The 20562-nt window shown below is 62.9% G+C and carries 21 protein-coding genes and 1 tRNA gene; 17 read left to right on the top strand and 5 right to left on the bottom strand.

Going from position 1 to position 20562, the window contains the following annotated elements; genetic code table 11:
- Positions 1-55: 55 nt before the first annotated feature.
- From H1D44_RS17025 to ispB, 3 genes are all read right to left on the bottom strand, one after another.
- Entirely contained in the window at positions 56-289 is a 234-nt protein-coding gene (locus H1D44_RS17025; protein ID WP_181516200.1) for a hypothetical protein, read from the bottom strand.
- Positions 290-511: 222 nt separating this feature from the next.
- Positions 512-588, bottom strand: a tRNA-Pro gene (locus H1D44_RS17020).
- 119 nt (positions 589-707) lie between these two features.
- Positions 708-1715, bottom strand: a complete 1008-nt coding sequence (ispB, locus tag H1D44_RS17015; RefSeq protein WP_181516198.1) for an octaprenyl diphosphate synthase — start codon at positions 1713-1715, stop codon at positions 708-710.
- A 288-nt stretch (positions 1716-2003) separates the two neighbouring features.
- Between ispB and rplU the strand changes: the two genes are divergently transcribed.
- The 16 genes from rplU to H1D44_RS16935 all read left to right on the top strand — a co-directional run bounded on the left by rplU (position 2004) and on the right by H1D44_RS16935 (position 17189).
- Positions 2004-2315: a 50S ribosomal protein L21 gene (gene rplU, locus H1D44_RS17010; protein WP_181516196.1), complete on the top strand. Its 312-nt coding sequence runs from the start codon at positions 2004-2006 to the stop codon at positions 2313-2315.
- Positions 2316-2347: 32 nt separating this feature from the next.
- Positions 2348-2605: a 50S ribosomal protein L27 gene (rpmA, locus tag H1D44_RS17005; protein WP_181516194.1), complete on the top strand. Its 258-nt coding sequence runs from the start codon at positions 2348-2350 to the stop codon at positions 2603-2605.
- Positions 2606-2689: 84 nt separating this feature from the next.
- Positions 2690-3877 carry an Obg family GTPase CgtA gene (cgtA, locus tag H1D44_RS17000; RefSeq protein WP_181516192.1) on the top strand — a complete coding sequence of 396 codons (1188 nt, stop codon included), beginning with the start codon at positions 2690-2692 and terminating at the stop codon, positions 3875-3877.
- Positions 3878-3914: 37 nt separating this feature from the next.
- The gene (gene proB, locus H1D44_RS16995) at positions 3915-5063 is read left to right on the top strand and encodes a glutamate 5-kinase (RefSeq protein ID WP_181516190.1); all 1149 of its coding nucleotides are present in this window, start codon (positions 3915-3917) and stop codon (positions 5061-5063) included.
- A 197-nt stretch (positions 5064-5260) separates the two neighbouring features.
- Positions 5261-5527, top strand: a complete 267-nt coding sequence (rpsT, locus tag H1D44_RS16990; protein ID WP_181516188.1) for a 30S ribosomal protein S20 — start codon at positions 5261-5263, stop codon at positions 5525-5527.
- 232 nt (positions 5528-5759) lie between these two features.
- Entirely contained in the window at positions 5760-7283 is a 1524-nt protein-coding gene (gene murJ / locus H1D44_RS16985) for a murein biosynthesis integral membrane protein MurJ (protein ID WP_181516215.1), read from the top strand.
- A gap of 132 nt (positions 7284-7415) precedes the next feature.
- A complete protein-coding gene (ribF, locus tag H1D44_RS16980) occupies positions 7416-8477 on the top strand; it encodes a bifunctional riboflavin kinase/FAD synthetase (RefSeq protein ID WP_181516186.1) in 1062 nt (353 codons plus the stop codon).
- Positions 8478-8487: 10 nt separating this feature from the next.
- On the top strand, positions 8488-11322 hold the full coding sequence (gene ileS, locus H1D44_RS16975; RefSeq protein WP_181516184.1) for an isoleucine--tRNA ligase: 2835 nt from the start codon (positions 8488-8490) through the stop codon (positions 11320-11322).
- Complete coding sequence (lspA, locus tag H1D44_RS16970; RefSeq protein ID WP_181516213.1) at positions 11315-11845, top strand: signal peptidase II; 531 nt, start codon at positions 11315-11317, stop codon at positions 11843-11845. Before ileS ends, lspA begins: the two co-directional genes overlap by 8 nt.
- A 79-nt stretch (positions 11846-11924) precedes the next feature.
- Positions 11925-12371, top strand: coding sequence for an FKBP-type peptidyl-prolyl cis-trans isomerase (fkpB, locus tag H1D44_RS16965; RefSeq protein WP_181516182.1), 447 nt, complete (start codon positions 11925-11927; stop codon positions 12369-12371).
- Positions 12372-12450: 79 nt separating this feature from the next.
- Positions 12451-13428 (top strand): 4-hydroxy-3-methylbut-2-enyl diphosphate reductase, encoded by a 978-nt coding sequence (ispH, locus tag H1D44_RS16960; RefSeq protein WP_181516180.1) that lies wholly within the window; start codon positions 12451-12453, stop codon positions 13426-13428.
- A 163-nt stretch (positions 13429-13591) separates the two neighbouring features.
- Positions 13592-14014, top strand: coding sequence for a type IV pilin protein (locus H1D44_RS21210; RefSeq protein WP_338073526.1), 423 nt, complete (start codon positions 13592-13594; stop codon positions 14012-14014).
- Entirely contained in the window at positions 14001-14444 is a 444-nt protein-coding gene (locus tag H1D44_RS16950; RefSeq protein ID WP_181516178.1) for a GspH/FimT family pseudopilin, read from the top strand. The genes H1D44_RS21210 and H1D44_RS16950 overlap by 14 nt, the downstream gene beginning before the upstream one ends.
- Before the next feature lie 5 nt (positions 14445-14449).
- Positions 14450-14848, top strand: a complete 399-nt coding sequence (gene pilV, locus H1D44_RS21055; protein WP_238984553.1) for a type IV pilus modification protein PilV — start codon at positions 14450-14452, stop codon at positions 14846-14848.
- The gene (locus H1D44_RS16940; protein WP_181516176.1) at positions 14845-15453 is read left to right on the top strand and encodes a PilW family protein; all 609 of its coding nucleotides are present in this window, start codon (positions 14845-14847) and stop codon (positions 15451-15453) included. Before pilV ends, H1D44_RS16940 begins: the two co-directional genes overlap by 4 nt.
- Positions 15454-15470: 17 nt before the next feature.
- Complete coding sequence (locus H1D44_RS16935) at positions 15471-17189, top strand: DUF7305 domain-containing protein (protein ID WP_181516174.1); 1719 nt, start codon at positions 15471-15473, stop codon at positions 17187-17189.
- Between the two features lie 141 nt (positions 17190-17330).
- Here the strand turns inward: H1D44_RS16935 and H1D44_RS16930 are convergent, their stop codons facing one another.
- The gene (locus H1D44_RS16930; RefSeq protein ID WP_181516172.1) at positions 17331-17468 is read right to left on the bottom strand and encodes a hypothetical protein; all 138 of its coding nucleotides are present in this window, start codon (positions 17466-17468) and stop codon (positions 17331-17333) included.
- 149 nt (positions 17469-17617) lie between these two features.
- On the opposite strand from H1D44_RS16930, the gene H1D44_RS16925 reads away from it, so the two are divergent.
- Positions 17618-18862, top strand: a complete 1245-nt coding sequence (locus H1D44_RS16925; RefSeq protein ID WP_181516170.1) for a cation:proton antiporter domain-containing protein — start codon at positions 17618-17620, stop codon at positions 18860-18862.
- On the opposite strand, the gene H1D44_RS16920 is transcribed toward H1D44_RS16925, so the two are convergent.
- Complete coding sequence (locus H1D44_RS16920; protein ID WP_181516167.1) at positions 18859-20502, bottom strand: alpha/beta hydrolase; 1644 nt, start codon at positions 20500-20502, stop codon at positions 18859-18861. The two genes, H1D44_RS16925 and H1D44_RS16920, sit on opposite strands and share 4 nt — an antisense overlap.
- Positions 20503-20562 lie beyond the last annotated feature (60 nt).

Below are 20562 nucleotides of genomic sequence, written 5' to 3'. Positions count from 1 at the left end.
CACCCATCTCACCAAACTTGGCGCAGGAAGACCATGAAATCTTTGGCCAAATCCTCTATCGGCGCAGCCGGAAGCCGTGACGCTCCATGCAATAGTTCAGGAGTTGCTGACCCTCGGCTTGGGTCTTGTCGGACATGCCGATCTCATAGCGGCACTCGGCATAGGCTGAGCGAGTGTCCTCAGCCGAGACGCCCTCTTTATACCAGTAGGGTTGCTTGGGTGCGGCGCATGCAGAAACGAGAATGGCGACTGAGCACAGCAGGGCTGAACGTAACGGTAAGGCGAGCATGAATCTTCCTTAGGTCTGAAGGATGAGAGGTTACGTTCAGTTACCTTAGGCAGGCGGGTACTCTCGCGCAATCGAAGGCGAGGTATCTTTAGTCGTGCCGCATGGTTGGTCTGCTCAGAAGGCAGGCTTCGCTGCTTGCTACCTATTTGCTACCTAGAGCGGGACGCAACGCAAAACCGCCACCCGGTATGATCCGTAAGTGGCGGTTTATGCTAAATTCTTTGGTCGGAGTAGCAGGATTCGAACCTACGACCTCTGCCTCCCGAAGGCAGCGCTCTACCAAGCTGAGCTATACTCCGTTTCTTGCGCTTCGAGCCGCTCAGTCGGCTGCTCGAGGCCGACTCTCCAAGAGCCGACGGATGGGCATTATACGCAAAACCCCTGGCCTTGCAAGCCCCTGGGCGGGGTGGGGCGACGCTCAGTTCTGGCGTTCGACGGCGAGCCGGGCGAGGTCGGCCATGCTGTCACGGAAGCGACTGGGCGGCAGCGAGTCGAGCTGCTCCAGGGCCTTGGCCGACATCTCCTCGGCCCGCGCCCGGGTGTAGTCCAACGCCCCGGTATCGCGCACGATGGCAAGCACCTCTTCCAGGTGGTCCAGTCCACCCTTGCGGATGGCCTGGCGCACTAGCCTGGCTTGGTCAGGAGTGCCGGCCGCCATGGCCTGGATCAGCGGCAGGGTTGGCTTGCCCTCGGCGAGGTCGTCGCCCACGTTCTTGCCCATGGTCTTGGCGTCGCCCTGGTAGTCGAGCAGGTCATCGACGAGCTGGAAGGAGAGGCCCAGGTAGCGGCCGTAGTATTGCAGCGCGGCCTCCTGCTGCGGGTCGGCCCCGGCCAGGATGGCGCCGCTGTGGGTGGCGGCCTCGAACAGCATGGCGGTCTTGCCTTGGATGGTCTCGAAGTAGACCGCCTCGTCAATGTCGGGATTGCCCACGTTGGTCAACTGCTGCACCTCACCCTCGGCGATCACGCAGGTGGCGCTGGAGAGCACGTCCATGATCTTGAGCGAGCCGATCTCCACCATCATCTGGAAGGAGCGGGAGTAAAGGTAGTCGCCCACCAGCACGGAGGGAGCATTGCCCCAGGCGTCGTTGGCGGTGGCGCGCCCGCGGCGCATGTGAGACTCGTCGACAACGTCGTCGTGCAGCAGGGTCGAGGTGTGCATGAACTCGATCAGCGTGGCCAGCGAGATGTGCTTGTCACCCTGGTAGCCCAGCGCGCGGGCGGCGAGCAGCACCAGCAGCGGGCGCAGGCGCTTGCCGCCGCTGGCGATGATGTACTGCCCGATGGTCTCCACCAGCGGCACCCGCGAAGCCAGCTGCTGCATGATAGTGCGATTGACCGCGGCAAAATCGTCGGCGACCGCCGCATGCAGGGGCGAGGCGGAGGCGTTGCTGTCGGTCGAGGAATTAGAGGCGTTGGCTGGCATGGGGCAGTGTCTTGGGCTGTTGGGCCGGCATGCCGGGCATGGCAGTGGCCTTGGGCTGCGGCTCATGCTATGGCCCCCCCATGTGGGCGTCAAGCTGTGCCGCGGTGCGCCTGGTGGAAGGATGTCTCGCGGGAGTGGCCGAGGGCAGGAGGTGCTTGAACGGCCTGCAAGTCATCGTTATAATGCGCGACCCACTCATCATGCTCCCTGTCAGATGGCTGCCGAAAGGGGCGCCACTCGAAGCAGGCCGATGAAGAGCCAACCCCGATGAGTTCTGGAGAGAGATCCATGTACGCAGTTATCAAGAGCGGTGGCAAGCAGTACCGCGTTCAGGAAGGCCAGACTCTCAAACTTGAGAAACTGGAAATTCCCACTGGCGAAACCGTCGAATTCGACGAGGTTCTGCTGGTTGCCGATGGCGACGACGTGACCGTTGGCGCCCCGCTGGTCGACGGTGCCAAGGTGGCTGCCGAGATCGTCTCCCACGGCCGTGGCGAGAAGATCCGCATCATCAAGTTCCGTCGTCGCAAGCATCACATGAAGCGTCAGGGCCACCGTCAGTGGTTCACTGAAGTCAAGATCACCGGGATTTCCGCCTAAGCGGCTTCCCCTTAACGAGCGAGGACTTTGCAATGGCTCATAAGAAGGCAGCCGGTTCTACCCGTAACGGCCGCGATTCCGAATCCAAACGCCTTGGTGTCAAGCTGTACGGTGGCCAGGTCGTCACCGCCGGCAACATCATCGTGCGTCAGCGCGGTACCCGCTTCCACGCCGGCACCGGCGTCGGCGTCGGCCGCGATCACACCCTGTTCGCCCTGAGCGACGGTGTGATCAAGTTCGAGACCAAGGGTCCGAAGAACCGCAAGTTCGTCAGCGTCGTCTCTGCCTGAGACCGCACGGACCGGTAATGGAAGGCCCCGCCCAGGCGGGGCCTTCTTGTATCATGACGGTAGCGTCCGTCGGGAGAGTCACACATGCAGTTCGTCGACGAAGCCTCGATCATCGTGGAGGCCGGCAGGGGCGGTAACGGTTGCCTGAGCTTCCGCCGCGAGAAGTACGTGCCCAAGGGTGGTCCCGACGGCGGCGACGGCGGGCATGGCGGCAGCGTCTACCTGGTGGGCGATGATTCGCTCAACACACTGATCGACTTCAAGTATCAGCGCTTCTACCAGGCCGAGAGCGGCCGCCCCGGCCAGGGGCGTCAGATGAGCGGCCGCGCCGGCAGCGACCTGGTGGTCAAGGTGCCGGTAGGCACCACGGTGATCGACGAGGACACCCTCGAGGTGATCGCCGATATCACCGAGATCGGTCAGCAGGTGCTGGTGGCCCAGGGCGGGCGTCGCGGACTTGGCAACATTCACTTCAAGTCGTCGACCAACCGCGCGCCGCGCAAGACCACGCCGGGTACCGACGGCGAGCGTCGCAACCTGCGCCTGGAAATGAAGGTGATGGCAGATGTCGGCCTGCTGGGTATGCCCAATGCCGGCAAGTCGACCCTGATTCGTTCGGTTTCCGCGGCCAAGCCCAAGGTCGCCGACTACCCCTTCACCACCCTGGTGCCCAACCTCGGCGTGGTAAAGCTGGGCATGCACGAGCACTTCGTGATGGCCGATGTGCCGGGGCTGATCGAGGGGGCCTCCGATGGGGCCGGGTTGGGCCTGCGCTTTCTCAAGCACCTGACACGTACGCGTCTGCTGTTCCATGTGGTCGACGTGGCGCCCTTCGACGAGTCCGACCCGATCGAGGCGGCCCAGGCCATCGCTCATGAACTCGAGCAGTTCTCGCCGACCCTGGCCGAACGGCCGCGCTGGCTGGTAATCAACAAGCTCGACCTGGTGCCGGAAGAGGAGCGCGAGGCGCGGGTGGCGGCCATCGTCGAAGGCCTGGCCTGGGAGGGGCCGGTCTATCGCATCTCGGCCATCAGCGGCGAGGGCACCGATGCCCTGGTGCAGGCGGCCCACCGCTGGCTCACCGAGCAGCGCCGGCTGGAGCACGAGGACGAAGAGGCCGCCGAGCGTGAGCGCGAAATGCGCGAGCGCATGGAGGCCGAGGCGGTGGCGCGCACCGAGGCGCGGCTGGGTCGCAAGCGCAAGCGCTGCGATCATGACGACGATGACTTCGACGATGATGATTATGACGTCGAAGTCGAATATGTAGAGTGAGGCGCTCAGTTGCGCTGAGATGGGGGCTTATTGCTGGATGGGAGAGCAGAGTGTGAGCGAGCGGGTTCCGGGTCGCGATGCGCTGCGTGGCGCTCGCCGGGTGGTGGTGAAGATCGGCAGTGCGCTGCTGACCAACGACGGGCGCGGGCTCGACGAGGCGGCGATCGGCGGCTGGGTCGACCAGATCGCCGTGCTGCATCGTCAGGGCATCGAGGTGGTGCTGGTGTCATCGGGTGCCGTGGCTGCTGGGATGGTGCGCCTGGGCTGGCAGGTGCGCCCTTCGGCGGTGCACGAGCTGCAGGCCGCCGCCGCCGTGGGCCAGAACGGCCTGACCCAGTGCTATGAGCACCACTTCGCGCGTCACGGCCTGCTTACCGCCCAGGTGCTTCTGACCCACGACGATCTCTCCAACCGCAAGCGTTACCTCAACGCCCGCTCGGCGCTGCGCACCCTGGTCGATCTGCGCGTGGTGCCCGTCATCAACGAGAACGACACCGTGGTGACCGACGAGATCCGCTTCGGTGACAATGATACCTTGGGGGCGCTGGTAGCCAACCTGATCGAGGCCGAGGTGCTGGTGATCCTCACCGACCAGGAGGGGCTGTTCGACGCCGACCCAAGGCATGACCCCGAGGCCAGGCTGATCAGCGAGGGGCGCGCCGACGACCCGGCACTGGCGGCCATGGCCGGCGGCGGCGGAGCGCTGGGGCGCGGCGGCATGGTCACCAAGGTACAGGCGGCGCGGCTGGCGGCGCGCTCCGGCGCGGTCACGGCGATCGCCAGCGGTCGCCAGCCCGAGGTGTTGACCCGGCTGGCCGAAGGCGAGTCGCTGGGCACCCTGCTGAGTCCGGAGGAGGCGCCCATGGCGGCACGCAAGCGCTGGCTGGCCGGCCAGCTGCAGGTGCGCGGTAGCCTGACGCTGGACGCCGGGGCGGTGAAGGTGCTGCGCGGTAGCGGCTCGAGCCTGCTGGCGGTGGGGGTCAAGGCGCTCACCGGCGACTTCGTGCGCGGCGACATGGTGCTGTGTGTCGATGAGCAGGGCCATCGAATCGCCAAGGGGCTGGTGAACTATGGCGCCGACGAAGCGCGCCGGCTGCTTGGCCAGCCGAGTCACCAGATCGAGGCGATCCTGGGCTACATGGAAGCGCCGGAGCTGATTCATCGCGACAACCTGGTCGTGCTGTGAGCCAGGCCGTTCGCGGCCTGTAGCATGGTGGCACGCATCTGTGGTAGGATGCGCCATCCTCTCAGACACGGCCCGTCGACAACCCTGGCGTTGTCGAAAAGGCTAGACCGGCAGGGATGCGAAATTTCCAGGCCGGACAAATCGTTATCGATGCCGCCCCAGATCGGGCGGCGTTAAAGTTTTCCAGGAGATAGTCAGTGGCAAACAGCAAGCAAGCCCGCAAGCGTGCCCGTCAGGCGGAAGGTCGCCGTGTTCTGAAGGCGAGCCAGCGCGCCATGGTGCGTACTTACGTGAAGCGCGTCATCAAGGCCATCAACGGCGGCGATCACGCCACCGCAGTGAGCGAGTTCCAGAAGGCGCAGCCGGTCATCGACCGTATCGCCGACAAGGACGTGCTCTCCAAGAAGAAGGCTGCGCGCCTGAAGAGCCGCCTGAACAAGCGAATTAAGGCGCTGGCTGCGTAAGCCGGACGCCAGGAGACGTCGCGAACGCAACGGCCATGGGCCACGCTCGGCGACGCTCGCGAAAAACCGGCTACGGCCGGTTTTTTTGTGCCTGAAGAAGAGTCAGCTGAGAGAGGATGGCTGAGGAAGTGAAACGGTGACGAAACCCGAGAAGCTGCCCGAGGGCACCGAGTCGACCACCCCCAGGGTGGCCGATGACGACCGTGCCGTGGCACCCAAGGCCGGCGGGTTGATGCGCTCCGGCCTGGTGGTCAGTGCCATGACCATGCTGTCGCGGGTCATGGGGCTGGTGCGCGACGTGGTGGTGGCGACCCTGTTCGGTGCCGGCAGCGGGGCCGATGCCTTCTTCGTGGCGTTCAAGATCCCCAACTTCATGCGTCGTCTGTTCGCCGAGGGCGCCTTCAACCAGGCCTTCGTGCCGGTGCTCTCCGAATACGCGACCCGTGGCAGCAAGCGCGAGGTGCGCGAGCTGCTCGATGCCGTGGCCGGCAGCCTCACGGCAGTGCTAGCGCTGATCACCGCCCTGGCCATGCTCGCCGCGCCCTGGCTGGTGTGGCTCTTCGCCCCGGGGTTCGGGCGCGACCCGGCCAAGCTGGCGCTCACCGCCGACATGCTGCGGCTGACCTTTCCCTACCTGCTGCTGGTGTCGCTCACCGCCTTTGCCGGCAGCGTGCTCAACACCTGGAACCGCTTTGCCGTGCCGGCCTTCACCCCGGTGCTGCTCAATCTCTCGCTGATCGGGGCGGCACTGCTGCTTACCCCCCTGATGAGCGAGCCGGCCATGGCGCTGGCCTGGGGCGTGCTGATTGCCGGTGTGGCGCAGCTTGCCTTTCAAGTGCCGTTCCTGGTGCGGCTGGGGTTGATGCCACGGCCCTGGCCCAACTTCGCCCATTCGGGCGTGAAGCGCATTCTGGTGCTGATGGCGCCGGCGCTGTTCGGTGTCTCGGTGTCGCAGATCAACCTGCTGCTCGACACCGTGCTGGCCTCGCTGCTCGCACCCGGCAGCGTTTCCTGGCTCTACTATTCTGATCGCCTCGTCGAGCTGCCGCTCGGCGTCTTCGGCATTGCCATCGGCACCGTGATCCTGCCGGCGCTTTCCAAGCGCCACGCCGAGCAGTCGGGCGAGCATTTTGCCGCCATGCTCGACTGGGCGGTACGTGCCGTGCTGCTGCTGGGGCTGCCGGCGGCCCTGGCGCTGGCGATACTGGCCGAGCCGCTGCTGATCTCGCTGTTCCACTACGGCGCCATGACCGAGCATGACATCGCCATGGCGGCGATGAGCCTGCGCGCCTATGCCTTAGGCCTGGTCGCCTTCATGCTGATCAAGGTGCTGGCGCCGGGCTTCTTCGCCCGCCAGAACACCAAGACCCCGGTCAAGATCGGCATCATCGCCATGGTCGCTAACATGGTGTTCAACCTGATTCTGGTCTGGCCGCTGGCCCACGCCGGCCTGGCCCTGGCCACTGCACTGTCCGCCTTCCTCAACGCCGGGCTGCTGGGCTGGCTGCTCTACAAGCAGGGCGTGCTGGTGTTCCAGTCCGGCTGGGGGCGCTATGCGGTCCAGCTTGTCGGCGGCTGTGCGGTGATGGGCGTGGGGCTCGCCTGGCTGGCGCCGGACTGGCAGCAGTGGCTCGGCTGGGGCGTCTGGACGCGGGTGCAGTGGCTGGCGCTGCTGGTGGTGGCCGGGGCGGCGGCCTACTTCGCCTGGCTGGCGGCGCTGGGTGTCAGGCTGCGGCATTTTCGTATGAAGGGCTGAGGTGAACACGCCGCGTGTCTGCCCCGTTCGCTTGGTGTCGCGATCCCGGGCAACCGGCTGTCAAGGGGGCAGGGGTTCGCTATAATCACCCCCTTTACACGTTTTTCAACCAGAAGGACAAGTGACCATTTAATGGAAGTCATTCGAGGACTGCACAATCTGCGCGACGAGCATCGCGGCTGCGTGGCCACCATCGGCAATTTCGATGGTGTTCACCGCGGCCACCAGGCGATTCTCGACCAGTGCCGCGAGCAGGCCTCGAAGCTGCGCCTGCCGGTCACGGTGGTAGTGTTCGAGCCCCAGCCGCGGGAGTTCTTTGCCGGCGACCAGGCACCGCCGCGGCTGACCCGCCTGCGCGAGAAGGTGCGCCTGCTGGGCGAGAGCGGTGTCGACTACGTGCTCTGCCTGCCGTTCAACGAGCGGTTGAGAAGCCTCACCGCGGTGGAATTCATCGATCGCGTGCTGGTCGAAGGGCTGGGCGTGCGCCATCTGGTGGTGGGTGACGATTTCCGCTTCGGCTGCGATCGCAGCGGTGATTTCTCCCTGCTGGCGGAGGAGGGCGAGCGGCGCGGCCGCGAGGGCTTCAGCGTCGAGCACACGCGCACCTTCGCGCTGGACGACGAGCGGGTTTCCAGCACCCGGGTACGTACCCTGCTGGCCAGTGGTAACTTCGCCCAGGCGGCAAGAATGCTGGGCCGGCCCTATCGGCTGGGTGGACGCGTGGTGGCCGATCAGAAGCTGGGTCGAACGATAGGCGTGCCCACCGCCAACCTGCCGCTGCAGCGCCTGCCGCTTTCGCTGCGCGGGGTCTATGCGGTAGTGGTCGAGCTGCCCGATGGGCGCCGTCACCCCGGTGTGGCCAATGTCGGCTGGCGGCCCACGGTGGGCAGCGACCGGCCGGTGCTCGAGGCACACCTGTTCGACTACGAGGGTGACCTCTACGGCAAGCGGCTGACGGTGTTTCCCTGTGCCAGGCTGCGCGGTGAGGTGAAGTTCGATGATTTCAATGCGCTGAAGCAGCAGATCCAGGCCGACCAGGCGCGCGCCCGTCGCTACTTTGCCGACGAGCGTCACGCCGCCTCGGAGCCTGGCGCAACAGACGACTCTCTTCCATTGGCATCGGCGCCGCTGGCGCGCGAGGCCATGACTTCCGAATTCTCGGCGGGACGCTCCGCCGACCACGACGACGGCTGACTCCCAGGATATGAGCGACTACAAGCACACACTGAACCTGCCTGAAACCGACTTCCCCATGCGCGGCAACCTGCCCAAGCGCGAGCCTGGCCGGGTGTCGCAGTGGCAGGACTTGAAGCTCTACCAGCGGCTGCGTGAAGAGCGGCGCGGCCGCGAGACCTTCGTGCTTCACGACGGCCCTCCCTACGCCAACGGCAGCATCCATATCGGGCACGCCCTCAACAAGATCCTCAAGGACATCATCGTCAAGTCGAAGAATCTGGCCGGCTTCGATGCCCCCTATGTGCCAGGCTGGGATTGCCACGGCCTGCCCATCGAGCACAAGGTGGAGACCACCCACGGCAAGCACCTCGAGCCCGAGCAGGCTCGCGGGCTTTGCCGCGAGTACGCCACCGCCCAGATCGAGACCCAGCTCGCTGACTTCGTGCGCCTGGGTGTGATCGGCGACTGGGACAACCCCTACCGCTCGATGGACTACGCCAACGAGGCCGGCGAGATCCGCGCCCTGGCCGAGATGGTCGAAGCCGGCTATGTGTTCAAGGGCCTCAAGCCGGTCAACTGGTGCTTCGACTGCGGCTCGGCCCTGGCCGAGGCCGAGGTGGAGTACCAGGATAAGAAGTCCGACGCCATCGACGTCGCCTTTCCGGCTGCCGACGAGGCCAGGCTGGCGGCCGCCTTCGGCCTGGCCGAGCTGCCCAAGCCTGCCGCCATCGTGATCTGGACCACCACGCCCTGGACCGTGCCGGCCAACCAGGCGCTCAACGTGCATCCCGAGTTCACCTACGCTCTGGTCGATACCGGTGAACGCCTGCTGGTGCTGGCCGAAGAGCTGGTCGAGAGCTGCATGCAGCGCTACGAGCTCGAAGGCGAGGTGATCGCCACCGCCAAGGGCCAGGCGCTCGACCTGATCGAGTTCCGCCACCCGTTCTACGATCGCCTCTCGCCGGTCTATCTGGCCGACTACGTCGAGTCCGAGGTGGGCAGTACCGGCATCGTCCACTCGGCACCGGCCTACGGCGTCGACGACTTCGTCACCTGCCGCGCCCACGGCATGGCGTTCGAGGAGATCAAGAGCCCGGTGCAGGGCAACGGCGTCTACGCCGACGACCTGCCGTTCTTCGGCGGCCAGATGATCTGGAAGGCCAACCCGCAGATCGTCGACAAGTTGCGCGAGGTCGGTGCACTGCTGGCGCACAAGGTCATCACCCACAGCTACATGCACTGCTGGCGTCACAAGACGCCGGTGATCTACCGCGCCACGGCGCAGTGGTTCGTGGGCATGGACCTCAAGGGCAAGGATGGGCGCACCCTACGCGAGCGGGCACTTGAAGGCATCGAAGCGACCCAGTTCACCCCGGCCTGGGGCAAGGCGCGCCTGCACAGCATGATTGCCAACCGGCCCGACTGGTGTATCTCGCGCCAGCGCAACTGGGGCGTGCCGATTCCGTTCTTCCTGCACAAGAGCACCGGCGAGCTGCACCCGCGTACCGTCGAGCTGATGGAAGAGGCCGCCAAGCGCGTCGAGCGCGAGGGCATCGACGCCTGGTTTCGCCTCGACCCGGCCGAGCTGCTGGGCGACGAAGCGGCCCAGTACGACAAGGTCACCGACACCCTCGACGTGTGGTTCGACTCCGGCACCACCCACCGCCACGTGCTGCGCGGCTCGCACCCCCATGGCCATGAGAGCGGCCCGCGTGCCGACCTCTACCTGGAGGGTTCCGACCAGCACCGCGGCTGGTTCCACTCGTCGCTGCTGACGGGTTCCGCCATTGATGGCCATCCGCCCTATCGTCAGCTGCTGACCCACGGCTTTACGGTGGACTCTCAGGGGCGCAAGCAGTCCAAGTCGCTGGGCAACGTGGTGGCGCCGCAGGAGGTGATGGACAAGCTGGGTGCCGATATCCTGCGCCTGTGGGTCGCCTCCACCGACTACTCCGGCGAGATGGCGGTTTCCGACGAGATCCTCAAGCGCACCGCCGATGTCTACCGGCGTATCCGCAATACCTCTCGCTTCCTGCTCGCCAACCTCAACGGCTTCGAGCCGGCCCGCGACAGCGTGGCTTTCGACGACATGCTGGCGCTGGACCAGTGGGTGGTGGACCGCGCCGCCCAGCTCCAGGCGCGTATCGAGAAGGCCTACGAGGAGTACCGCTTCCTCGACGTCTACCAGCAGGTACACACCTTCTGCTCGCGTGAGCTCGGCGGCTTCTACCTCGATGTGATCAAGGATCGCCAGTACACCACCCAGGCCGACTCCCTGGCCCGGCGTAGCTGCCAGACCGCGCTCTACCACGTGGTCGAGGCGCTGTCGCGCTGGGTGGCGCCGATCCTCTCTTTCACCGCCGAGGAAATCTACGAGCATATCCCCGGTACGCATGGCGACAGCGTGCTGCTCGAGACCTACTACGACGGACTCTCCACCCTGGCACCGGATGCCGAGATGGGGCGTGAGTTCTGGGAGCAGGTGCTCGAGGTCAAGCAAGCGGTCAACAAGTGTCTCGAGGATGCGCGTAACGCCAAGGTGATCAAGGGCAGCCTGGCAGCCGAAGTCACCCTGTTTGTCGATGACCGGCTCCAGGAGACCTTGGCCAAGCTGGGCGAGGAGCTGCGCTTCGTGATGCTCACCAGCGAGGTGCGCCTGGCGCCGCTGGCGGAGGGCCAGCAGGCCGAGGCCACCGAGCTGGAGGGCCTGAAGGTGGCCGTGGCAGCGAGCCCGCACAAGAAGTGCGAGCGCTGCTGGCACCACCGCGAGGATGTGGGCAGCCACGCCGGGCACGAGGAGCTGTGTGGGCGCTGCATCACCAACCTGCCGGAGGGCGCCGGTGAGACCCGCCATTATGCGTGATCAGGAGTCCAACCACGGCGCCGCGGTGGCGCCGATGCGCAAGCCGCTACGCTGGCTGTGGCTTGCCATCGCCGTGGTGCTGCTCGACCTGGGCACCAAGGCGCTGATGTCCAGCCTGCTGAGCTACGGCCAGCCCGTGGAGGTACTGCCGTTCTTCAACCTCACGCTGCTGCACAACACCGGTGCGGCGTTCAGCTTTCTCGCCGATGGCGCCGGCTGGCAGCGCTGGTTCTTTGCTGTGGTCGCCGTGGGCGCCAGCATCGGCCTGACGTTCTGGATGAGCCGGCTCAAGGCCGACGAGAAGCTGCTCGGCGCTTCGCTGGCGCTGATCATCGGTGGGGCGCTGGGTAACCTCTACGATCGCCTGGTGCATGGCTACGTGATCGACTTCCTCTCGTTCCACGCCGCTGGCTGGTATTGGCCGGCCTTCAACGTGGCCGACATCGGCATCACCCTGGGGGCCATCGGCCTGATCTGGGAATCCGTCTTCGAAGGCCGCAAGCAGGCCCGGCGGCGCGGCTGAGCCCGCCTGCTATGCTGCGGGAAAGCCTTGAATCCGTGCACGACCGCAAAAGCGCACGATGTAACAAGCGAGAGCAACGATGAGCGAATTTCGCATCGACGAGGGCATGGAAGTGACCCTGCACTTCACCCTCAAGCTGGAGGACGGCACCGTGGTCGACTCCACCCGCGAGAAGCAGCCGGCCACCTTCCAGGTAGGCGACGGCAACCTGCCGCCGGGCTTCGAATACCCGCTCAAGGGCATGGCCGGCGGCGACAGCGGCAGCTTCGAGATCACCCCGGAGCATGGCTTCGGCCAGCACAACCCGCAGAACGTGCAGATGCTCGACCGCGGCGACTTCGAGGAGATCGAGCCGGAAGTGGGTACGGTGATGTCGTTCGCCGACCCCGCCGGTGGCGAGCTTCCCGGCGTGATCACCGCCGTCGACGAGCGCAACGTGGAAGTGGACTTCAATCATCCGCTGGCCGGGCGTACCCTGACCTTCGAGGTGGAAGTCATAGACGTGAGGCCCGCGCAGACACACTGAGTCTGTTAACGATGAGACTCAGTGCTTTCTCTGCACTTTATTTTGAACGATGCCCCTGACGCATCAAGGCGACGTAACCATGCAAGCTAACCCCGTGCGAATCCGGCTGGCCAACCCCCGCGGCTTCTGCGCCGGCGTCGACCGCGCCATCGAGATCGTCAACCGTGCGCTGGACGTCTTCGGCCCGCCCATCTACGTGCGTCATGAGGTGGTGCACAACCGCTTCGTGGTCGACACCCTGCGTGAGCGCGGAGCGGTTTTCGTCGAGGAGCTCCACGAGGTGCCCGACGACGTCATCGTGATCTTCTCCGCCCACGGTGTGTCGCGGGCGGTACAGGAAGACGCCGAGCGCCGTGGGCTCAAGGTCTTCGACGCCACCTGCCCGCTGGTGACCAAGGTACACATGGAGGTGCTGCGCTATGCCAAGCGCGGTCAGGAGTGCATCCTGATCGGACATGCCGGCCACCCCGAGGTCGAGGGCACCATGGGTCGCTACGATACCGCCCATGGCGGCGCCATCTACCTGGTGGAGGACGAGGCCGACGTCGAGCGCCTCGAGGTCAACGACGCCTCGCAGCTCGCCTTCGTCACCCAGACCACCCTCTCCATGGACGACACCGCCCGGGTGATCGACGCCCTGCGTGCGAAATTTCCCGACATCCAGGGGCCGCGCAAGGACGACATCTGCTATGCCACCCAGAATCGCCAGGATGCAGTGCGCGAACTGGCTGCCGGCTGCGACCTGCTGCTGGTGGTGGGTAGCCCCAACAGCTCCAACTCCAACCGCCTGCGCGAGCTGGCCGAGCGGGTCGGCACGCCGGCCTACCTGATCGACAATGCCGACGAGGTCGACCCGGCATGGCTGGAAGGGGTTCAGAGCGTTGGTATTACCGCCGGGGCGAGCGCCCCGGAAGTGCTGGTCAAGGGTGTGATCGAGCGCCTTCAGGGCCTCGGCGCCCAGGCGCCGGAAGAGCTCTCCGGCCGTGAGGAGACCATCACCTTCTCGATGCCCCGCGAGCTGCGCGAGCGGGTGATCGCCAGCGATTCGCCAAGCTGAGAAGAGGCGGGGGAACACTCCCATCCTAGGGTATGAGTTTTCTCATACTGTGCGAGAATGCCAAGCCGGGGCCTGCCCCGGCTTTTTTCATGGCTCCTCTAGCAGAGCGAGGTGTCATGATTCATACTGAAACGAAGTGTAACTGGAAGCGGAGGAGCGGCGAGTGATCATCCGAGCCCGCCCGGCCAGCAAGCCCCCGTGGCACCCCACGCGCGCACGTCAGCGTGGGTTCACCCTGCTCGAACTACTAATCGTCGTGGCGGTAATCGGCATTCTGGCCTCAATTGCTGTTCCGAGCTACCAAAGGTATGTACAGAACGCACGGGTTAGTGATGGGCAAGCTAAGTTACTGGAACTGGCTGGTAGGTTAGAGCGCTGTTATACAGTTAATAATACATATGCTGGGTGTTTCAGTAGTGGCGAGATGCCAGCAACATCGGAGGAAGGGTTTTACAGTATCAGTTTTTCAGAGCCCCCTGGTGCCACATTCACTTTGGTGGCAACAGGTTCAAGTGATGAGGTTAAATGCGCAAGGTTGGAGTTAGATCATACTGGGCAAAGAGATAGCGATAATGGCTGCTGGTAAATTGAAAATAAGCAACGGGTTTACGCTTATTGAGCTGCTGGTCACCATCGCCGTAATGACGATCATCACGACGATTGCCGTGCCGGCCTTTCAGGGCATGATGGCCAGCAACCGCCTCGCAAGCGACTATAATGAAATTTTATCAGGACTCAATTTTGCTAGAAGCGAGGCCATAAAGCGGCGTGATAATGTGGAGTTCGAGATCACCTCGTCGACACCTTGGGCATACGAGATATCGTTTGGCACTGATGTGTTGAGGGTGCGAAGTGGCTCAGCCGGAACGTTATCGGTGTCTGGTGGCTCAAGTATTGTTTTTAATAACCTTGGCAGGGCGCCAGATTGCAGTGGGGGTTGCACTATAACACTTACACATGCTGCGGGAAGTCGTGACATCCTAGTCAACTCATTCGGAAGAATTGGGCGAGGTTGAGAGCAATGTGTATCGGAAAGCGACAACATGGCTTTACTCTTATCGAGGCACTAATCGCTCTTGTCGTGCTATCCGTTGGACTGTTAGGTGTGGCAGCGATGCAGCTAAAGGCGCTGCAAAGTGCCCATGCTGGGTATCAGAGAGCCTTGGTTAGCTTGATGGCAATAGATGCACAAGAAAGAACTTGGGCATTGATGAGTCAGGATCCAAACAAAAGTTGCTCCGTTAACGTTGAGTCAGAATGGAAAGTTGACTGGGGTAGTGTTCTTGATCTTTCTTATGGCCTTAGTGAGGTGCAGGCGGGCTCTTGTGAGTACGAAGTAGAAATAACTTGGGCAGATCAGAGATTCATAGGAGAGGGTGACGTTGCTTTTCAGTATGTGTTTAGGTTGCCATCATTATGAAGAGAAAGAAAAATGACTATCTTTGTAGGCGGCATACTGTAGCCTATCGCCAGGCAGGCTTCACCCTGATCGAGCTGATGGTGGCCTTGGTGATCGGCTTGGTCATCATCCTGGGTGCCGGGCAGTTATTCCTGATGGGGTTCCAGACTTTTCGCCAAATCGAGCTGCTGAGCAACAAGCAGGCGGCGCTGACATTCGCCACGGAAACGTTGATAAGAGATATCCGAAAATCTGATAGTGAGGAAGTGGTATGGAATGCTTCTAATAGAACTCTTAAAGTGGCTTTTGACTCGTCTGGTGGGTTAGATGGTTGCAATGAAGGTGAAAGAGTGGAGCGGGTTTATGGCCTTTCATCAGGCAGTACATCTCAGGAAGGTTATTCATTGATGCACACCCAAGCTTGTGATGGTGAGGGTGAATATACAGAGCCAGTTGTGTCATCTTTTGCAAGAAATGGCTTTTCTGTTAATGACGCTGGAAGGGATGAAGGAGTCTATATTTTGACTTTTTGTCTTTTGGCTGAACCTGGCGATATGGAATGTCACAGCAGCTCGGAATTTGGTTTTCGCGCTGTAAATCGCAGCCGGGCTGTAACAGCGCCTTGATTGGCGAGGGGGTTAACATGAAACAGCAACGCGGTGCGGCACTGGTGGTGGTGTTGTCGATGCTGGCAATGTCGCTGATGCTGGGCCTTTCCGGCATGCAGTCGTCATTAATTGATGAGCGGCTGGCGGGGAATTATCGTGCGGCTTCGTTGGCCCAGATGGGGGCTGAGCGCGCTGTTGCGGAGGCCTGGGGAGTGGGCGGTAGTTTATTGCATAAAGATGATTTCGACGATGCTCTTGATTTAAGCGTAAGCGAACTTTTTGAGTATAATTGGCAGCAGTTTTCCAATCTTGTTGGTGTTTCTCTAGATGTCTGTGAGGATGAGGATGAGGATGATGTGAATTGTCGTTTTTATCTTTTGCAAGAGACGAATAATTTTTACATTGTGGGGATGGGGGCTGTTGACGATGGGCGTGCTGCAGTAAGCGAGCTGGTTTTTGTTGAGGTTTATCTTGGAGGAGAGGCAGGTCCGTTTTCAGATGGAGTGGTTGGTTGTGAGGGTGTAGAATTACGAGGCTCTGGCCGAGTCGACAGCTACAGTTCTTACCCCGATTTTCCGGATGGAATCGCGGATGGGCCGCAGGCGTATGACCCCAACAACCATAATTCCAACGCCTCTGTTCGTACTCTGGATGGCGGTGATGTCAAACTCCAGGGGCACTCTCCCATCTTTGGTAATGTATCATCGGATAGAGATGTTATTGCGGTCGGGTCGGCACCGATTGAGGGAGATATCCGCGCAAACCGAGATGTGAGGTTGGACGGGAATAATACCTTCGACGGTAATGCTCAGGCCGTAGGGGATGTTATCGTTAATTCCGGTAAAATTACCGGTGATGCGTTCGCCAATGCGAACATCACGTTCAATAACTGGGGCGGGGAAATACAAGGGAATGCGCAATACGGTGGCGACATTTTCTTCACCAGCCGGGGAGAAGATCACGTCGGTGGTCAGCATGCAAATGAAGATCCCCAGATCCAGGAGCAGCCCCAGGAACCTTGCGACCCCTTGGGCATTCGGGATTTAGTGGATGGTTTCTCCCTGGTGAACAACGGCCCATTGGATGTAGGCGCGAACCAGAACCCGGTGTTGTCGGAAGCAGGCTTCGTTGGTAATGGCGGCGGTGAGCAAGGCGGTAATGATGACTCGCTTGAGATCGGCTCGGTGGATTTCCTCGAAGGTCGGCCCGGACAGACCGCGATGCGATTCAGCAAGCTTGATATTGGCTCGAATGGCTCCTTGACTATCGGCGAGCCCGACCACCCCCAACACATCGTGATGGTTGTGGATGGTGACGTGAACGTTAGTGGCGGCGGGGATGGGCTGGTTATAGCAGAGGGCAGTACCCTTACCTTGGTTGTGGGGGGCAGTGTTCACCTTCAGGGCGGTGTTGATATTCGGGGCGCAGGGGTGGTTACACCGTGGACCGACAGCAATGGTGAGCAGCAGTTGGTTCCCTCTCTGGGGATCTACTCAACAGCTGATCAGAACGACCTCGGAAATCAGGCAGGGGTGAGGCTCCGCGGCAACACCGACATGTACGCGACGGTCTATGCGCCGTTCGCTGACGTGTCCGTGGGCGGTAGCGGGAATCTGTTCGGTTCGGTGCGCGGGAGGACAGCAGAGTTCTTTGGCTCGGGTGGCATGCATTATGACGAGGCACTTGGTCGCGTGGCGAGTGATAGTGGCGGCGAAACCGGAGACGGTCAGTTCCGGGTGTTAAGTTGGCGGTAGAGCGTGGCCGATAGATCAAATTGGAGGTGTGGCACTCCACTGGAATTGTGGGGAAAGGTCAAAACCGAGTGACCAACCGCGACGCCTTCATCGAGGCGGAGCCGCGGATCGTCTCCTGGCGATGAGCAAGGAATGGCAGGCTTAGGTAGCGGTGCGAGAACTATCGGCTGGCTTGCGGTAGTGGCCGGGAATGGTAACGCGGCCGCCTCCCGGCAACTGACGTACCTGGGTGGGAACGTAGATGCGCTTGATGACGCTCCTGCGTGGCGTGTCGTTCATCGTGCCAACTCCTGATTAGTTGTCGATGAAACTACTTTAGGCCAGGAATGGCGCGCCGCGCAAGCCTTCACCAGTGAGCTTTCTGGTTTACGCCCCGGCTGCGGTTGCCTAGGTTAGGAGGAGCCTGGCAAGGAGCGCAAGGAGTCGGCATGGATCAGCTGAACATCGCCCTGACGGTCGTGGGTGGGCTGGTGCTGGTGGTGGGACTGCTGTCGAGCCCGCTCGACCGCTCCTGGTTGACGGCTCCCCTGTTTGCCTTTCTCTTCGGCGTGGCACTGGGGCCTCACGGGCTGGGTGCCCTCGATCCGTCCCAGTGGGGGGATGGCAAGCGAATCCTCGAGGAGACGGCACGGCTGACGCTGGGTATCAGCCTGATGGGTATCGCGCTGCGCCTGCCGCCCAACTATCCCTTCGCCCAATGGCGCTCCTTGCTGGTATTGCTGGGCATCGGCATGCCGGCCATGTTCCTGGTGAGCTCACTGCTCTCCCACTGGGTGCTGGGGCTCCCACTGTTGATGGCGCTGCTGGTGGGCGGCGTCGTCTGTGCCACCGATCCGGTGGTGGCCTCTTCGATCGTGACCGGCGGGGTGGCCAAGGAGAACCTGCCCGAGGACTACCGCCACCTGCTCTCCAGCGAGTCCGGGGCCAACGACGGCCTGGCCTATCCCTTCGTGCTGCTGCCGATCCTGCTGTTGACGCTGCCGGCCGGCGACGCCTGGCTCTACTGGTTCGCCAAGGTCTGGCTATGGGAGATCGGAGGAGGGGTGCTGATCGGTGTTGCGCTGGGCTGGGCGACAGGACGCGCGCTGCAGTGGTCGGAAACGCGGGGCTACCTTGACCAGCCTTCGTTCCTCTCCATCACCCTGGCCCTGACCTTGCTGGTGCTCGGACTGGGATCACTGCTCGGCACCAACGGTATTCTCGGCGTCTTCGCCGCCGGCCTGGCATTCGACCAGGAGGTGGGCGGCAAGGAGCGTAGCGAAGAGGACAACGTGCAGGAGGCGGTCAACATCCTGCTGACGATGCCGGTCTTCATCCTGTTCGGATTGATCGCCCCTTGGGCAGAGTGGCGGGCGCTGGGGGGCTCGGGGCTGCTACTGGCGCTGCTGGTGCTGCTGTTGCGCCGCTTGCCGATGATCCTGTTGCTCAGGCCAGGGCTGCCGACCCTGCGTGACTGGCCGATCACGCTGATCATGGGCTGGTTCGGCCCCATCGGCGTATCGGCCCTCTACTACGCTTCGCTGGTATCGAGCCGCACCGGCTACGACCTGGCGTGGACCGCGGGCTCCCTGATCGTGGTGGCCTCCATGCTGGCTCACGGCATGAGTGCGGCGCCGCTGGCGTCCCGTTATGGGCGCTGGCGGCGTATTCATGAGCCAGCTCGTGAACCCTAGCGTGCCTGGCGAAAGCGCTCGCGTAGCCGGGCCAGCTCCTCCTCGCTCCAACCCTCGGGTTCCGTCAGCGCTACCCAGGCATCGAGGTAGTGCTCGGCGGCCATGCTGTGGCCATAGCCGGGTGGGGCACGGCCAACGGCCAGGTCGGCAAGCAGCTGCAGCATGGTCACCACCGGGAACCAGCGTAGCTCGGGCAGTACGTCGGGGGCTCTTGGCTCGCGCATCCATTCCGGCTCGCGGAAGAGGATCTGCGGCTCGAAGAAGGTGATCGGGTCGCTGCCGTATTGGAGGAAGGCAATGCGGAAATCGCCCCAGGGGCGGTCCACGGTATCCAGCCCCTGATACTGATTCATGAAGCGAACCACCGAACCATTGCGAAAGGTGGGTAGCCAGGAGGGCGAACCGGGATCGCGCTCCTGAGTCACGGCACGCCAGGTCTCGTTGCGAAACGGAGGGCCGCTCCACAAGGCGCCATGGAAGGGGTCGTCGATGATGTCGTAGAAGTCGAACGACAGGTCGGAGTTGAGCGAACCGAGGCTGAGTCCATGCAGGTAGAGGCGTGGACGCTCTTCCTCCGGCAACTGGGTCCAGTAGTCATAGACGGTGGTGAACAGGGCGCGGGCATTCTCGGCGCCATAATCGCCCTCCACGAGGATCGCTAGGTGGCTGGGCAGGTAGGAGTATTGCACGGTAGCCGTGGCGACATCGCCGCGATGCAGGTACTCCATCGTGTTCATCGCCCCGGGGTCGACCCAGCCGCGTCCCGTGGGGGTGGCCAATAACATGACCGAACGCTCGAAGGCGCCGACCCGCTGGAGCTCCTGCAGAGCCAGCTCAGCTCTCTCGGCGGGGGTTCCTGCCGCACTCAAGCCGACGTAGACCCGTATGGGATCAACAGTCTCGGCGTCGGTGTAGTGCCCTATATCCTCGGCGGAGGGTGCCTGGTTGACGAAGCGACGGCCGCGCCCTCCCAGCGCCTCCCAACTGATCAGGGACTCGGCGCTGCCGGTCTTCATCGGGTCGGTCGGGGTTGGCTGCTCGTCGAGAACCAACTCGTCGAGCTGCTGGAAGGAGTTGTCTGCGGCTCGAAGCGCCAGGGTGAAGATGATGCCGTCGATGACCGACCAGAACAGCGCCACCGCTGCGATCACCCCCAGCAGGTTGGAAACTCGGTGCGGCACGAAGCGGCGCATCTTTCGGGCGAGAAAGCGGAACGTCAGGCGGAACAGCTTGACCAGCAGCCACAGCAGGGCGAACAGCGCCAAAGCGATCAGGCCGATGCTGATCGCTCGTATGCCGCTGACTTCCTCGAGGCCCATCAGCTCGCGTATGCGGTTCTGCCACGTAGAGGCTTGCCACAGGAAGAAGATGGCGATGACGGTGCATATGCCGGCCGCGCTCAGCTTGATGATGCGCTCGATCTGCGCCCTGGGGCGCGGCAGCTGCAGGTAGTCCCATAGCCAGTGGGCAATGAAGCCCAGCGCATAGCCGGCGGAGAAAGAGAGCCCCGAAACGATACCCTGGGCGTAGGTGGGCCTGGGCAGCAGGCTGGGGGAGAGCGAAAAGGCGAACAGCAGCGTGCCCAGTAACAGGCCTGCCGTGGAAAAATACTTGAGGGCGCTGCGAACTCTTCGGTGCATTGACTTCATCTATATCATCGGGGCAAGGGTATTGCGCAATCTGTGCCGAGCGGGGCGATG

Origin of the sequence: Billgrantia kenyensis (genome assembly GCF_013697085.1) — a bacterium.
In the GTDB taxonomy this organism is placed as follows: Bacteria; Pseudomonadota; Gammaproteobacteria; order Pseudomonadales; family Halomonadaceae; genus Halomonas; species Halomonas kenyensis.
The sequence above is the reverse complement of the archived record's forward strand: the minus strand, read 5'-3'. Positions and strand labels throughout refer to the sequence as shown.